Source organism: Burkholderia sp. ZZQ-2, from assembly GCF_050768715.1.
GTDB classification, from domain to species: domain Bacteria; phylum Pseudomonadota; class Gammaproteobacteria; order Burkholderiales; family Burkholderiaceae; genus Burkholderia; species Burkholderia cepacia.
This window is the reverse complement of record NZ_LDVA01000317.1, coordinates 1-14,708: the sequence shown is the minus strand read 5'-3', so window position 1 is coordinate 14,708 and position 14,708 is coordinate 1. Positions and strand designations below refer to the sequence as shown.

Annotated in this window: 11 protein-coding genes and 5 pseudogenes; 6 read left to right on the top strand and 10 right to left on the bottom strand. The window is 61.9% G+C overall.

Features of this window, described 5'->3' with window-relative positions; all coding sequences use genetic code 11:
- Nucleotides 1–19 precede the first annotated feature (19 nt).
- The 5 genes from mdlC to ABY44_RS28730 all read left to right on the top strand — a co-directional run bounded on the left by mdlC (nt 20) and on the right by ABY44_RS28730 (nt 6,778).
- Nucleotides 20–1,645 carry a benzoylformate decarboxylase gene (mdlC, locus tag ABY44_RS28750; RefSeq protein WP_212103857.1) on the top strand — a complete coding sequence of 542 codons (1,626 nt, stop codon included), beginning with the start codon at nt 20–22 and terminating at the stop codon, nt 1,643–1,645.
- 37 nt (nt 1,646–1,682) lie between these two features.
- Entirely contained in the window at nt 1,683–3,134 is a 1,452-nt protein-coding gene (locus ABY44_RS28745) for an aldehyde dehydrogenase (protein WP_212103855.1), read from the top strand.
- A 10-nt stretch (nt 3,135–3,144) separates the two neighbouring features.
- Nucleotides 3,145–4,092 (top strand): ketopantoate reductase family protein, encoded by a 948-nt coding sequence (locus ABY44_RS28740; protein ID WP_212103854.1) that lies wholly within the window; start codon nt 3,145–3,147, stop codon nt 4,090–4,092.
- Between the two features lie 140 nt (nt 4,093–4,232).
- The gene (locus ABY44_RS28735; protein WP_212103852.1) at nt 4,233–5,633 is read left to right on the top strand and encodes an MFS transporter; all 1,401 of its coding nucleotides are present in this window, start codon (nt 4,233–4,235) and stop codon (nt 5,631–5,633) included.
- 140 nt (nt 5,634–5,773) lie between these two features.
- Entirely contained in the window at nt 5,774–6,778 is a 1,005-nt protein-coding gene (locus ABY44_RS28730) for a helix-turn-helix domain-containing protein (protein WP_212103850.1), read from the top strand.
- On the opposite strand, the gene ABY44_RS28725 is transcribed toward ABY44_RS28730, so the two are convergent.
- From ABY44_RS28725 to ABY44_RS28705, 5 genes and pseudogenes are all read right to left on the bottom strand, one after another.
- The gene (locus ABY44_RS28725) at nt 6,760–7,806 is read right to left on the bottom strand and encodes a carbon-nitrogen hydrolase family protein (protein ID WP_124626137.1); all 1,047 of its coding nucleotides are present in this window, start codon (nt 7,804–7,806) and stop codon (nt 6,760–6,762) included. The two genes, ABY44_RS28730 and ABY44_RS28725, sit on opposite strands and share 19 nt — an antisense overlap.
- Before the next feature lie 36 nt (nt 7,807–7,842).
- A complete protein-coding gene (locus tag ABY44_RS28720) occupies nt 7,843–8,901 on the bottom strand; it encodes a porin (RefSeq protein WP_212103848.1) in 1,059 nt (352 codons plus the stop codon).
- Between the two features lie 20 nt (nt 8,902–8,921).
- Nucleotides 8,922–10,181: an MFS transporter gene (locus ABY44_RS28715; RefSeq protein WP_212103846.1), complete on the bottom strand. Its 1,260-nt coding sequence runs from the start codon at nt 10,179–10,181 to the stop codon at nt 8,922–8,924.
- A 300-nt stretch (nt 10,182–10,481) separates the two neighbouring features.
- Nucleotides 10,482–10,760: pseudogene (locus ABY44_RS28710) on the bottom strand (integrase core domain-containing protein); the annotation flags it as partial.
- 206 nt (nt 10,761–10,966) lie between these two features.
- Nucleotides 10,967–11,080, bottom strand: a pseudogene (locus tag ABY44_RS28705) (transposase); the annotation flags it as partial.
- Between ABY44_RS28705 and ABY44_RS28700 the strand changes: the two are divergent.
- Entirely contained in the window at nt 11,037–11,249 is a 213-nt protein-coding gene (locus ABY44_RS28700; protein ID WP_234743440.1) for a hypothetical protein, read from the top strand. The pseudogene ABY44_RS28705 and the gene ABY44_RS28700 overlap by 44 nt on opposite strands.
- A gap of 155 nt (nt 11,250–11,404) precedes the next feature.
- On the opposite strand, the pseudogene ABY44_RS28695 reads toward ABY44_RS28700, so the two are convergent.
- The 5 genes and pseudogenes from ABY44_RS28695 to ABY44_RS28675 form a co-directional block, all read right to left on the bottom strand.
- Nucleotides 11,405–11,605: pseudogene (locus ABY44_RS28695) on the bottom strand (hypothetical protein); the annotation flags it as partial.
- A gap of 39 nt (nt 11,606–11,644) precedes the next feature.
- Nucleotides 11,645–12,732, bottom strand: a protein-coding gene (locus ABY44_RS28690; RefSeq protein ID WP_431642863.1) for an IS3 family transposase whose coding sequence is annotated in 2 segments (ribosomal slippage) — nt 11,645–12,471 and nt 12,471–12,732 — 1,089 coding nt in all. Because the reading frame shifts where the segments join, the coding sequence is not laid out codon by codon here.
- Nucleotides 12,733–12,760: 28 nt separating this feature from the next.
- Nucleotides 12,761–13,489: a hypothetical protein gene (locus ABY44_RS28685; protein ID WP_212103842.1), complete on the bottom strand. Its 729-nt coding sequence runs from the start codon at nt 13,487–13,489 to the stop codon at nt 12,761–12,763.
- Nucleotides 13,490–13,637: 148 nt separating this feature from the next.
- Nucleotides 13,638–14,395 (bottom strand): annotated as a pseudogene (locus ABY44_RS28680) (IS5 family transposase).
- A gap of 73 nt (nt 14,396–14,468) precedes the next feature.
- A pseudogene (locus ABY44_RS28675) lies at nt 14,469–14,708 on the bottom strand (hypothetical protein); the annotation flags it as partial.

The window sequence follows — 14,708 nt, the reverse complement described above, 5'->3', positions numbered from 1 at the left end:
TGAACAAAAGGAGACTTCGATGGAGCACCGCCTCCCGCAGCAAGACGATCAAGGCAGCAACGCGCAGGACATGACAGTGCGCGATGCGGTGATCGACTTCGCGCGCCGTGTCGGCATGACGTCCGTGTTTGCCAACCCGGGCTCGACGGAACTACCGATGTTCCGCGACTTCCCCGCCGACTTCCGCTACGTGCTCGGGCTGCAGGAAGCTGTCGTCGTCGGCATGGCCGACGGATACGCCCAGGCAAGCGGGCGGGCCGCCCTCGTGAACCTGCATTCGGCAGCCGGAGTCGGCAACGCGATGGGCAACATCTTCACCGCCTTCCGTAACCGGACACCGCTCGTAATCACGGCGGGACAACAAGCGCGCTCGATCCTGCCGTTCGATCCGTTTCTTTCGGCCACGAGCGCCACGGAACTCCCCAAGCCCTATGTGAAGTGGAGCATCGAGCCGGCTCGAGCCCAAGACGTGCCGCTTGCCATCGCGCGCGCTTGGGCGATCGCGATGCAGGAGCCCTGCGGGCCCGTATTCGTGTCCATTCCCGTCGACGATTGGGATCAGCCGGCCGAACGACTGCCCGAGCGCGTCGTTTCGCACGTGACATGCCCCGCCCCGGAGGCGCTCGCGCACATCGGAGACCTGCTCGATCGATGCGAGCGCCCCGCCTTCGTCGTAGGCGGCGCCGTGGACCGCGCCGGTGCCGTCGACGACCTCGTTCGGCTGGCGGAACGTCATTGCGCACGCGTCTACGTCGCACCCATGACTGGGCGCTGCAGTTTTCCGGAGTCCCATCGGCTGTTCGCTGGCTTCCTGCCCGCGATGCGCGAGCGCATCGTCGAACTGCTCGACGGCCACGACGTGATATTCGCCGTTGGCGCACCGGCCTTCAGCTACCACGTCGAAGGGCACGGCCCGCACGTTCCCGCAGGCGCGACGCTGTGTCAGTTGATCGATGACCCGGGTACGGCGGCATGGACGCCGGAGGGGTTGGCCGTCGTCGGGAACGTGCGGCTCGGCATCCAGGATCTGCTCGAGCGCGGTGCGCCGCGCGGGCGCGAATTGCCTGCGCCCCGGCAGTTGCCGCCGCGTGCGCTTCCGCCGGGCCCGGATGAGCGCATGTCGGTCGCCTTCGCGCTGCAAACGCTGGGCGAAGTCCGTCGCGCGGAGGACATCGTCGTCGAAGAAGCGCCGAGCGCGCGCCCCGTGATGCAGGCGTACCTGCCCATCCAGGGAGCGGGCGGATTTCTGACCATGGACAGCGGCGGCCTGGGCTTTGGAATGCCGGCAGCGGTCGGCGTGGCGTTGGCCCGTCCCGGCGAGCGCGTGATCGCGGTGATCGGAGACGGCTCGAGCATGTACTCGATCCAGGCGATCTGGTCGGCCGTACATCTGCGCTTGCCCATCACGTTCGTGATTCTGAACAACACGCGCTACGCAGCGTTACAGGATTTCGCGCCGGTGTTCGGCTTCGGTCCGCAAGACCCCGTGCAGGGTACCGACCTGCCCGGTCTCGATTTCGTGAAGATCGCCGCCGGCATGGGATGCCCGGGTGAGCGTCTGACCGACGCCGACGGCCTGCGCGACGCGCTGCGAAGCGCGCTCGCGGCGAACGGTCCGTCACTCGTCGAAATCGAGGTCGCGTAAGCCGCCCTCGCCGCCCGAACAATCCAGGAGACAAACGATGAAGACAGTGTCGATGCTCATCGACGGTGAGCAAGTCATGGCACGCAGCGGCGCGATATTCGAGCGCCGTAATCCGCTCGACGGCGAGGTGGCGTCGTGTGCGCCCGCCGCGGGCGTCGAGGATGCCGAGGCGGCGGTGGATGCCGCGGCCCGCGCATTCCCGATCTGGTCGGGGTTCGGCCCGCTCAAGCGGCGCGAGCTACTTACCGCCGCGGCCCATGCGCTCGAAGCGAAGTCCGAGGCCTTTGCCGCGGCGATGGCGTCCGAGACCGGCGCATCCGGCTTGTGGGCCAGCTTCAACGTCCACCTTGCAGCACAGGGCCTGCTGGAAGCGGCCGCGATGACGACGCAGATCGGCGGCGAACTGATCCCGTCGGACGTGCCCGGCAGCCTCGCGATGGGCATGCGCCAACCGGCGGGCGTCGTCCTTGGCATCGCACCATGGAATGCGCCCGTGATTCTGGGGGTGCGCGCCATCGCACTGCCGCTCGCATGCGGCAACACCGTCGTGTTGAAAGGCTCGGAGATTTGTCCGGCCACCCACGGCCTCATCATCGAGGCAATGCAGGAAGCCGGATTGCCGCCCGGCACGGTGAATTTCGTGACGAACGCCCCGGCGGACGCAGCCCGCATCGTCGACGCGCTAGTCGCCCATCCGAAGGTCCGGCGGGTCAACTTCACGGGTTCGACGCGCGTGGGGCGCCTGATCGCGGAACAATGTGCCCGTCACCTGAAACCAGCCGTGCTCGAGCTCGGCGGCAAGGCGCCGTTCATCGTCCTCGACGACGCTGACGTCGACGCGGCGGTCGACGCGGCCATCTTCGGCGCCTTCGCCAATTCGGGGCAAATCTGCATGTCGACCGAGCGCATCATCGTCGACGAACAGATCGCGGATACCTTCGTCGAGCGGCTCGCCATGCGCGCACGCGCGCTACCGCTCGGCGATCCTCGCAACGGCCCGGTGGTCCTCGGTTCGGTCGTCGACATGAGTACGGTCGAGCGCTGCAACGCATTGATCGACGATGCGCTCGCGCGCGGCGCGACGCTTGCGAGCGGCGGCAAGGCCAACACGACGCTCATGCCCGCTACGTTGCTCGACCACGTCACGCCGGCGATGCGTATCTACCATGACGAATCGTTCGGCCCGGTGAAGCCGATCGTGCGCGTGCGCGGCGAGGAAGCGGCGATTGCTTGCGCAAACGACAACCCCTACGGTCTCGCGGCGGCCGTGTTCAGTCGAGACAGCGCACGAGCGATGAACGTCGCCCGGCGCGTCGAATCGGGTATCTGCCATATCAATGGACCGACGGTACACGACGAGGCGCAAATGCCGTTCGGCGGCGTGAAGGACAGCGGCTTCGGGCGCTTCGGCGGCCGCGCGGGTATCGCGGAATTCACCGATTTGCGGTGGATCACCCTGCAGACCACCCCCCGCCACTATCCGTTCTGAGGAGCACATCATGCAGATCGCCATTCTGGGTGCCGGTGCAATGGGTTCGTTCTTCGGTGGCCGCCTCGCGCTGGCGGGCCATTCGGTCAGCCTGCTCGACATCGACGACGCTCATCTCACATCGATTCGCAACCACGGCCTGCGGCTGTCGACCGATTCCGGCGAGCAAATCGTGCGCAATCTCGTCGCACTAAGGCCGGAGGAGGCCAGCGAGCCCGTCGACCTCGTCATCGTCTTCACAAAGACGATGCATACGACTGCCGCACTCGCTGCCGCAAGCGCCGTACTCGGTCCTGACACCGTCATCCTGTCTTTGCAGAACGGCCTGGGGAACGCCGAACGGCTCGCCCGATCCGTATCGCCCGACCGCGTCATGGTCGGCGTGACCACGTGGCCAGCCGACAAGTCGGAGCCTGGCTCCGTCAACTCGCATGGCCAGGGCACGATTCGACTGATGAACGCGAACGGTACGCATACGAGCGCGCTCGAACAGACCGTGCAAGCCTTGAACGACGCCGACCTCTCGTGCCATGTCGATCCCGACGTCTGGGCCGCGATCTGGGAGAAGGTTGCATTCAACGCCGCCCTGAACAGTCTGTGTGCGGTGACGCAATGCATGGTCGGCGAGTTGACGAATACGCCTGACGGCGAAGAACTGGCGCTGAAGATTGTTTCGGAGGTAATGGCCGTCGCACGTGCGCTCGGTATTTCGGCAACTGAAGCGCATGTGGTGTCGAATGTGCGCGATGCGCTCGCCCATCATCGTACGCATCGGCCATCGATGCTGCAGGACGTGCTGGCCGGCCGGCGTACCGAGATCGAAGCGATCAACGGCGCCGTAGTCGAGGCTGCTCGCAAGGTCGGTGTAGAGGTGCCGCATACGCACAGCCTCGCCTGCCTCGTCAGACTCGTCGACGCTCGTGCACGCCAGTCGGACGGAGCGACGGCTCGACATTGAAGCACTTGGCGGTTGCCGCCACGCGCGTCGTCGAATTGTCCGTCGACCAATCCCCGCAGTCGGCCGCGGTAAGGAGCGTCACGCAACCTGCCGCAGCCATTTCAAAACACAAGGGCGCGCTGCGCGCACAAGGAGACAACATGAACTCTTCCCTTCCTGCGTCGTCCGACGGGCGAGCTCCATCACGCGATCTCGGCCTGAGCGGCGGCGGATCGCTCGATATCGGGCATACGCTCGATCACGGCACGTACACGCTCGTACAGCGAATCGCCGTCGTCCTCGCAGCGCTCTCCATTATCGTGGACGGCTTCGACAGCCAGCTCATCGGCTTCGCGATCCCGGTCCTGATCAAGGAATGGGGTGTCACACGCGGGGCCTTCGCGCCCGTCGTCGCGGCCGGCCTGATCGGCATGGGAATCGGCAGCGCAATGGCGGGCCTCTTCGCCGATCGATTCGGACGCCGCTCGGCCGTCATCGCGAGCGTGCTGGTTTTCGGCACGGCGACCTGCGCGATCGGGTTCGCACCGAACATCGCCGTCATTGCCGCGTTGCGCTTCGTGGCCGGTCTGGGCATCGGTGGCGCGCTGCCCACGTCGACGACGATCACGGCAGAATTCACGCCGGCCCGGTATCGGACACTCGCGGTCACCGCAACCATCGTTTGCGTACCGCTCGGCGGGATGCTCGCCGGATTGTTCGCGGGGCAGGTGCTGCCGTCGTACGGATGGCGCGGCCTGTTCTTCGCAGGCGGCATCCTACCGCTCATCCTGGGCATCGTGTTGCTCGCCATGCTGCCCGAATCGCCCCGCTATCTCGCGCGTCGCCGGCACCGCTGGCCCGACCTCGCGCGTCTGCTCGCCCGCATGGGGCATCGACTCGGCGCCGACACCCAGTTCACCGATGCACGCGAGCAGCAAACCGAAAGGCAGACGGGATTCGTGTCCCTGTTCCGCGAGGGCCGCGCGCGCGATACGGTTTCGATCTGGAGCGCATTCTTTGCATGTCTGCTGGCCGTCTACGCGGCGTTCAGCTGGCTGCCCGCCATGCTCACAAGCGAGGGATTGTCAGTCGCGATCGCCAGCTACGGCTTGACCGCCTACAATCTCGGCGGCGTGCTCGGCGCACTCGCGTGTGCGATTGCGATCGCTCGCTACGGTTCGCGTGGCCCGCTGCTTCTGTGCTGCATCGGAGGCGCCGTCAGTGCATGGCTGATCCTCGGCGTGGACTTGAAGCATCAGACCGCACTACTGATCATTGGACTCGGGCTACACGGCCTGTTCGTCAACGCAGTCCAGTCGACGATGTATGCGCTCTGCGCGTACGTCTATTCGACCGGCGTGCGGGCAACCGGCACGGCGTCCGCGCTTGCTTTCGGCCGGCTCGGCGCAATCCTCAGCGCATTTGCCGGTGCGGCCGTCATTACCGCGACCGGAGGAACCGGCTACCTGCTGATGCTTGGTTCGGCGATGGTGGTCGTGTTCGTAGCCCTCGCCGTCGTCCGTCAGCATATTCCCGCATCCGCACGGTCAAGCCGACGGTAGGCATACGAAATTCCGGCGATCGTCGCATCGGCGGCGATCACCCGTTCCACGCGAACCGGACGCATTGAAAAGAACACGGGATGCAGGAAGTCGCCGATTGACGCAGGAATTTTGCGAAACCATATTTGTCGAGAAGACTCATGTGGCCCAGCCGCCTGCCGTGGGAAGATCGAAGAATGGGATCGCCGGACAACCTGAATGCGAATTGTCGTACCAGCGAATCGCTCGCCCAATGGGAGCAGATGGCGGCGCAATGCTGCGTTCCGCTTGCCATATCGCACGAGCGGGATACGCACTTCTCGGGAAGCATACAAAGCGCGACGATCGCCGACGTCTGCATCTCGCGGATTGCTGCCGGAAGGCATGTCGCCGTGCATGATGTCCAGTCGGTCTCCAACACGGACGGAGACTATATTCTTGCCTGCCTTCAGTTGCAGGGTGCAGGCAAGCTGATTCAGGACGGACGATGCGCCTCGGTCGAACATCACGACCTTGTGTTATTCGACTCGCGCAGGCCGTTTCGCTGGGAGCTCGCCGAGCCGTTCGACCAGATCTGCATACGGTTTCCGATGTCGCTGGTCACTTACCGGATCCCGCTTCGGGACACATTCGTCGCGCATACGATTTCCGGCACGGAGGGCCTGGGCATGCTCGTGGCTCAACACCTCATTACCCTGTGCGCCGAACGCGAGCAGCTCGCCCGCTCCCCGAGCGCGCCGCAAATTTCCACGTCGACCGCAGATCTGGTCGGCGGGCTGCTGGCGGAGTGGCTCCAGGTCCGGCCCGGCCCCCGCACCAATCTTCATTCGATGCACTTGCAACAGTTGCGTCAGTTCATCTCGAACAATCTTCGGAATCCCGATCTGAATGCCGACATGGCGGCAGCAGCGCTGGGGATGTCGACACGCTATCTTCATCGCCTCGTTCAGCAAGATGAAACCACCATCGGACGCATGATTCTCGTTGCGCGACTGGAGCGTTGTGCGCAATGGCTCTCGCTGAAATGCTATGCAAATTACTCGATCGAGCAGATCGCAGGAACCTGGGGCTTTGCAAGCGCGGCGCATTTCAGTCGAGCGTTTCGGACCCGTTACATGAAAACGCCGCGCGAATACCGGCTAATCTATCAATCGACGCCTTCCTGAGCGTCATTCGTGTCGCTCGATGCGCCATCCCGCGCCGGCAGCTGTATCCTTCGCGACACATCGTTTTCGCCAGCATGCTCCACGCACCGCCGCGGTTGCTTGTCGAACCAGAGTTTCAGGACGTCGGGGCGCGCGTAGTGCCCGACCGGATCCGCCGAGGCCTTCGCGAGCGAGATGCGCCCGAGGTCGATGTCGACGTACAGCAACCCTTCCGCCGTTTCCGGCAGTTTCTCGACGAGCGCTTGCCCGTCCGGCCCGTACGCCGTGGCATGCCCGCCGCCGGCACGGATCATCGCGCGCTTGTCTTCCGTATCGCACAACATGTCGACCATTTGCTCGCTGATCACCGCACATGGCGCGAGCACGAAGCACGAGCCTTCAACGGCGTATACCCGGCTGACCGCGTTGTTCACCTCATGGCCGAGTGCAGGCGCAAACTCGTACATGGAGAAGCTCGGCCACGCCGCGACGTGCACCTGTTCATGCTGCGCGTACATCGCGTACTTGACCAGTGGCTGAATGTGCTCCCAGCAACACAATGCGCCAAGACGCCCAATGTCGAGATCGTGCACGGCCAGATCGCTGCCGTCGCCATCGCCGAACACGGTGCGCTCGATATGCGTCGGCCGCAGTTTGCGGCGCGTGGCGATCGTCGCGCCGTCCGGACCGATGATCCACTGCGCGATATAAAGACTGCCGCCGCATCGCTCCGACAAGCCCAACACCACCGTCATCTTGTTGCGTGCCGCAGCGGCCCTCAGGGCACCGGCCTGCGGACTGTCGTACGTCATCGAATGATCGAAATAGCGCTGGACGAAACCCGCACCAAGCGCCCATGCGGGCGGCCCGAGCCACACATGGAACGAATAGCCGGGCAGCCAGGTTTCCGGAAACGCAATCAGCGCGGCTCCGTTTCGTCCGGCTTCGTCGATCAATGCGACCGTTTTTTCGATCCCACTGTCGAGGTTCAGGAATTCAGGCACGGCCTGGACGACGGCCGCTACGTACTTCGGATGTTCTAGTGCCATTTTGAGTACCTGTGATTGAACGGATGACCGCTTCGATTAAAACCGGTGTTGAATGCCGACCGACGCCGCCAGCGTATTGCCGTCCGGGATACGGGTGAGGTCGCCGTTTGCGGCGACGCCCGTTCCCATGCCGCCGTGATTATTGACGAGCGCGATCTGTGCATAAAGCGACGTCCTCAGCGACAACGAGTACATCGCCCCAACCGAGTACATCAGCGAATGACTCCCGCTTGCCGATCTGTCCTTCGAGTAATACACGCCACAGTCCAGGAGAATCGGAGCAGACGGTTTCCACGAGAGCCCGCCTGCGTAGGTCATGTAGTTCGGGCTGCCAGGCGCCTCGTTATTGCGCAGACGAATGGCCAGCGCATAACCCGTCACCGATTCGAACGAATATGACGCACCGAGCGTTGCGCCATCGATGGCAGTCTGGCCCGTCGCCGTGTCTTTCGCCTGGTAGTACGCCGCGTCGGCGGAGAACGGACCGGCCGCATAGGTCAGCGACCCGGAGAGCCGGCGCCCCTTGACGCCGCTGCCTGCGATTCCGCCCGGCGCGTACTGGACACTGCCGGTGAAACCGCCGAATGTCGGCGACGTATACACGAATGAGTTCGAATCGAAAATCCCGTTGATACCGACCTTGCCCAGATATTCCGTGAACGCGCTCGCGAAATTGGACATGGCGCGGGGGTCGCGACCGCCGATCGCCAGAAAGAACGGCGAAAATTGCAGACCGGCCTTGATGTCGCCGAAACCGCCTGTTGCCTGGACGTATGCATGGCGGCCGAAAATACCGCCGTTGGAATTGCCGAATTGCCCTGTCGTGGTCGAGAACCCGTTCTCGAGCGCGAACCCGATCTTGGTCCCGGCGCCGATATCCTCCTGTCCTTTGAGCCCCCAAATCGATGGCGCCCACCCGCCATCGAGTGCGCCTTTCAAAGAGCCGGCGTTGCCCGAAGACTTGGTTTGGTAGACGAGGCCGGTGTCGACGATGCCATACAACGTGACATTCGATTGCCCCAGCGCATGTGTGGATACGCCGCAAAGGGTTGCCATCGCCAGAAAGACGGCTGACGGCCGATGAAGCATTTTCATTTGACGATCTCCGATGTAATTTAGTTTTTCTGTGCGCTCAGGCTTTCATGCGCCATGGCATGGCCTCGCTTTCCCGGTGCAGTTTCCCGCAGCAGAAAGGCAAGCAGAAAGCCAGCACCGAGCGCCGCAGAGGCAAACAGGATCGTCACTTGAAGGCCCAGATGTTGAGCGATGAAGCCGGCGATGGCCGGGGCGACACCACCGCCGAAAATCTCGCCGGCGCCTACGACGGTGCCCACTGCGGACGAGGTCATAGAAGAAGGCACGGCCTCGGCGGCAACCGGCCCCGCCATCAGCGAGATCGCGCCGCAGCAGAAGAAGGCGATCACGAACAGGAGTACGAACAACACCGTAGGAATAGTCGGTGCATAAGCGAAGGCGAGCAAGGACGCACAGCCGGAGACGAAGGTGATCTTCGCGGCATTCCTGCGCCCTATGGAGTCCGATATGCCGCACACGAAGATCTGACCGGCAAATCCGCCAAATCCGAGGCCGGACATCACGAAACCCATCTGTGCCGTCGACATGTGACGGTAGTCGGTCAGATACACTGGTGTGATGGCCGCCAGCACGAACAGTCCGGCCATTGCACAGAAAATGGCGCCCATGCCGACGCGCACGTTTCCGTACCGAAGCACTGAACTCCAACTCTCACGGCGCGACGTGCGGTCGCGCGAATCCGTCGGGGCGATATGAACCGGCTCGCGGATCGTTCGATACATCAGGAACGCGAGCAGCAGCCCAGGTGCGGCGACGAGGGCGAACACGATGCGCCACGACGGAACGACCGACAGCAGTTGCGTGGCGATGATCGGCCCGAGGCCGAGCCCGAAAAGTGCGAAGCATCCCTGAATGATGCCGAGGTTAAGGCCGCGTCGGACCGGAGGCGACGCGTCGTCTCCGGCCGCGAAGCTAGCGGGACAGTACGCGCCTTCGGTGACGCCCATCAGCACACGCGTCATCATGAGCACGCCGACACCACCGACAAGGCCGGTCGAACCAGACAGCAGCGAAAAAAGGATGATGGCCGGTATCAGGATCTTGCGTCGTCCGACCGTGTCGGACAAGCGTCCCATCAGGATCGCCGACACGCCCCAGGCGAGGCCAAGCACGGCCGTGACGTTCCCGAGATCCTGATAGGTGAGGCCGAGGTCCCGCATCATTTGAGGGAACAGCGGTGTAATGAGCCAGCGGTCGAGACCGACCAGCCCGAAGCCAAGTGCGAGCAACGCAATCGCCCGCCGTTCATATGCCGAATTTGATCCAATGTTTGTATTCATGGTGCAACCCCCTTGCGTCTCCCGCAATCAGCCTTCAGCACGTACATCAACCCGTTGACCCGCTCCGGCACGTATCGCGTGTCGGAGCGGCGTCAGGGCAATCGTGCGTCGCTGAAATTTTCAGAGGTTGACTGATAGCGAACTGCTTCTTGACGTCCAGCGCCTCGCCCCGGCGCCATCGACAACGAGACAGGCGGGCGGGGAAATGCAGGCGCTCGCAATTCGCGCCGGAAGTGTTCACCCGCGCGCCAGGAAGTTCAGTCGCCTTGCTGGTGACCTGCCTGATTTCTTCGGGCCATTTCAAGCTTGGGGAACGGCCTCGGTTGCTTCAGTTGAACAGTACTGCTGCTTGAACTCGTCGGGCGTAAGGTACGCCAGACTCGAATGCGGTCGGATGCCATTGTAGTGACGTCGCCATTGCTCGATCACAACCTTCGCTTCCGTGCGAGTTCGAAACCACTCAAGGCTCAGGCATTCGTCCCGGAACTTGCCGTTGAAGCTTTCGTCCGCGCCGTTCTGCCAAGGCTTGCCCGGATCGTTGAGCGCCATCTCCATGCTGTTCTGTGCGGCCCACTTCAGGATACGCGACTCTCAATCTGCCTCGCAGACTGAATACCCTATGGCTAACCGGTCGTCAGTGCCTATACCCAAAGTCGAACGGATCATGCACGAGCCTGTACCGTGGCGGTACTTAATTTTTCTGAAGCACCCCAAGCTGTCTTTGCCAAAACGAGAAGATCGACGGCTCAGCATCCGATTACCGAAAATTTCAGAAAATTTCAGAAAAGCCAGAGCTCGCCCCCCTCGATTTCCTCGACCCAGAGATCCCGCACGTCGCGCTGGCCGTCAGGCTGAATGCCCAAATCCAGATATACGGCTTTGTTGCTGACTACGTCGTCGCGGGTCAGGTCCGCGTTCCTGAGAGAGCACGCGGCGGATGTCAACAACCACATCCTCTTCGAGTCGCAGGACGAGCAGCTTTCGGAGAAAGCATTCGCCTGGCACGACGATCTCGAAGCGATGTGCGCCAACCTCGACCATCCGTTCTGGCGCGGCGCGTCGAACTGATCCTCATGCTCCCCTACGGACTCGAATGGTTCCCTTTCTCGCTGGCGCGTTCGTCCCGGCGTGAGGATTGGTACGCGACCGCGAAGGCGGTTTTGCAACGACGGGTTGAATCCGCCACGGCGACTTCAAAGCCTTAGCGCCCCAGCGCATTGCCATCAAAGACCGTACTTGCGCTTTCGATTCTTAAAGGCTGGCTCGGTGCCCTCAAGAATTTCAACGACAGTGCTCTTTATCAGTGGTGACTCAATGCCGCCAGAGACGTAGTTGAACGTATTGGTCGTCTTGTCGCGGGTGGCGCAAATGATTTGCTCGGCGTCGCAAACCACGGCCAAGTTCGGGTTGTGCGTCACCATAATGGTAATCCCCCCGTTTTCCACGGGGTTCAGAAGTAGAAACTAAGCGGCCTTGGCGAGCCGCTGCTTTGGCGTAAATCCACCCAGGGCCATGTGCGGGCGATCGTGATTGTAAGTCCACATCCAATCGGTCGCGAAGCGCTGCGCGTGGTCCAAGTCTTCCCAGTGGTACTGCGACAGCCATTCGTACCGCACGGTTCGGTTGAATCGTTCGACATACGCATTCTGCTGCGGCTTGCCCGGCTGGATGTAATCGAGCCTGATGCCATACTGTCGAGCCCATTCGATGATCGCTGCGCTCAGGTACTCGGGCCCGTTGTCGCACCGAATCGCTTTGGGCCTGCCGCGCCAACCGATGATCTGCCGCAGCGCACGGATCACGCGTTCCGATGGCAATGAGAAGTCGATCTCGATGCCGAGCGCCTCGCGGTTGAAGTCGTCGATCACGTTGAACAGCCGGATGCTGCGTCCGTCGGCCAGTTGGTCGTGCATGAAGTCCATCGACCAGACTTGGTTGACGGTGCACGGTACCGTCAGCGGCTCCGGTACCTGCCTGACCAGCCGCTTACGCGGCTTGATCCGCAGGTTCAGCTCCAACTCGCGATAGATCCGGTACACCCGCTTGTGATTCCAGCCGCAGCCCTTCACGTTGCGCAGATACAGGAAGCACAGTCCGAAGCCCCAGTTCCGGTGGTTGTCCGTCAGACGCAGCAGCCAGTTCGCAATCTCGTCGTTCTCGGCGCTGCGCCGACCGACGTACCGATAACAGGCCTGGCTGATTCCAAACGCCTCACATGCCAGCCGAATCGATATGCCTCGGCTAGACACCGCATGCATGGCCATCTCACGCCGGCAAGATGGCCTCAATCTTTTTTTGCGAGCGCCTCCGCCACGATCTCGGCCTTGATCTTCTCCTCGACGTACATCTTGCGCAGCCGGGCGTTCTCGGCCTCCAGCTCCTTCATCCGCGCGATCAGCGAAACGTCCATGCCACCGTACTTCGAGCGCCATTTGTAGAACGTTGCCGTGCTGATGCCCAACTCTCGACACAGGTCCGGTACCGCCAGTCCTGCCTCCACGCGCTTGAGCGCGTCCATGATCTGGCTGTCCGTGAATCTCGACTTCTTCATTCCGTAGAACTCCCTCAATGAGAAAATTCTACTTCTGATCACACCGGTTTTTCGGGGGGATTACCATGGACTGGTCATCCCATTTGAGGTTGTCCCATTCCGTCTTGCCAACTGCGATCAGGTATTTGCCTGCAAAGTAGTGCTTGTCGAGCGCCTCGACAACCTTCTCCAGGCTCACGCACAAGTTGTTGAAGCCCTCCTGCAAATGCGGGGCGTAGTCCCCTCGTTTGTCAGGCGGCGCCGACTCTACGACCATCTTTCCAAGCTCGGACAAGCTGTCGCGGGTGATGATGCCTTTCCATTTTCCCTTCCAGTCGCTGGAGTCGGGGATTAGTTGGTAGCTTGGGGTCAGCGAATTGAGGAATTGCTGCTGGATGACCTCAGGGTCCATCGCGTCGAAGATGACGTGCAGGTTGATGCGGTTCCAGCCGGACTGCGAGTAGGTACCGTCCTTCTCCTTCTTAACCACCCCGGCGAACTTGTCCAAACGCAGCTCGATGACGGGCAGCAGCAGGTCGATATTTTTGAGCCGGTTTTGCTCGAGCTTGGCTTTGCGCGCTCGCTCGTAGCCATCTATGAAGATGTAGTCGTTGATACCGATGGCTTTGAACTCGGGTGGCAGGGCCTCGAGGTCTTGAAGGAAGGCCTCCCACGCATCGTCGTAGCTGGTGCCGGGGTAGTTGTGGACGACCGACAACGGAGTGTGGACGTGCAAGTCCCATTTTTTCCAAGTCGAGCCGGCAGGATCATTCGTCATCGGAGCCCCCTGAATTATTGACTGATGCAAGCTACGGTTTCTTTCTGATGCAAACCTTCTTCAAGCTACCAGCGTTAATTGAATACTAACCCGATTAATCTGGCCACGAGGCCTTAGGAACCGGCCGAAACGCGACCCTAGGCCCTGTTCACATTCTCACGAGCGGTCCAAAGGCACAGGCAAGCGAAGCGAAGGCGAGATAGTTTCCTGCGAGCTTGTCATAGCGAGTGGCGACACGACGAAAATGTTTGATGCGACTGAAAAAGCGTTCGACGATGTTCCGGGTCCGATACAGCACGCGGCTATAGCGACGCTTGGTCTTCCGGTTCGAACGCGGCGGGATTACGGCCTTCGCACGCGTACTGCGGATACTCTCCACAAAGGCGTTCAAGTCGTAGCCCTTGTCAGCGATGACCGCGCCGGTACGCAAATGCTCAACGAGTTCATTCGCGCACGAAATATCGGAAACTTGTCCCTCGGTGGCAATCAACCGCAGGGGACGTCCGGCGTCATCGACAGCCAAGTGCAACTTGGTGGTCAGTCCACCTCGCGAGCGACCGATCGCTTGCGGTCCGTTTTTTTTCGAGCGCCGGACGAGTGCTGGTGTGCGCGCACGATGGTCGAATCGATCAACACATGCTTGATCTCGGTTTCGTCGGCCACGGCGTGGATCACGCGTTCCCACACCCCCTTGCGACGCCACCTGGAGAAACGCATGTACACCGTGTGCCATCGGCCGAACGCCTTCGGCAAATCGCGCCACGGGCAGCCGGTCCGGCCGATCCAGAGGACAGCCTCGACAAACCAACGATTGTCGGTCGCCGTGCGCCCCGGATCGCCTTCCTTGCCCGGCAAGACAGATTCGATTCGTGCCCATACTTCATCGCTCAATAACGTGCGAATCATCTTGGCCCGTGTAGAAGTTCACAATCAATGCTAGCCGCGCCCAAAGGAGTGCTAGCAATGTTCACTAATACTGCTAGCGTAATGTTTTGCTCAGCCTGAGCGGTGGGCATCGATAACGTGATATCGCCCGCAGCGCGGCGTCGAAATTCGGAGCTCTGGCAAAAATCGATTGCGGAACAGTCTCGAGCAGGCTGTGGTGCACCCGGCAGTAGTCGGCTGACGGATTGAGCCACTCCCTCTTCCACCGTGATGCAGTGACATCGGCGTCGTTCAGAACACTCAAGCACAAGATCAGTTGCAGGATACGCAAGGT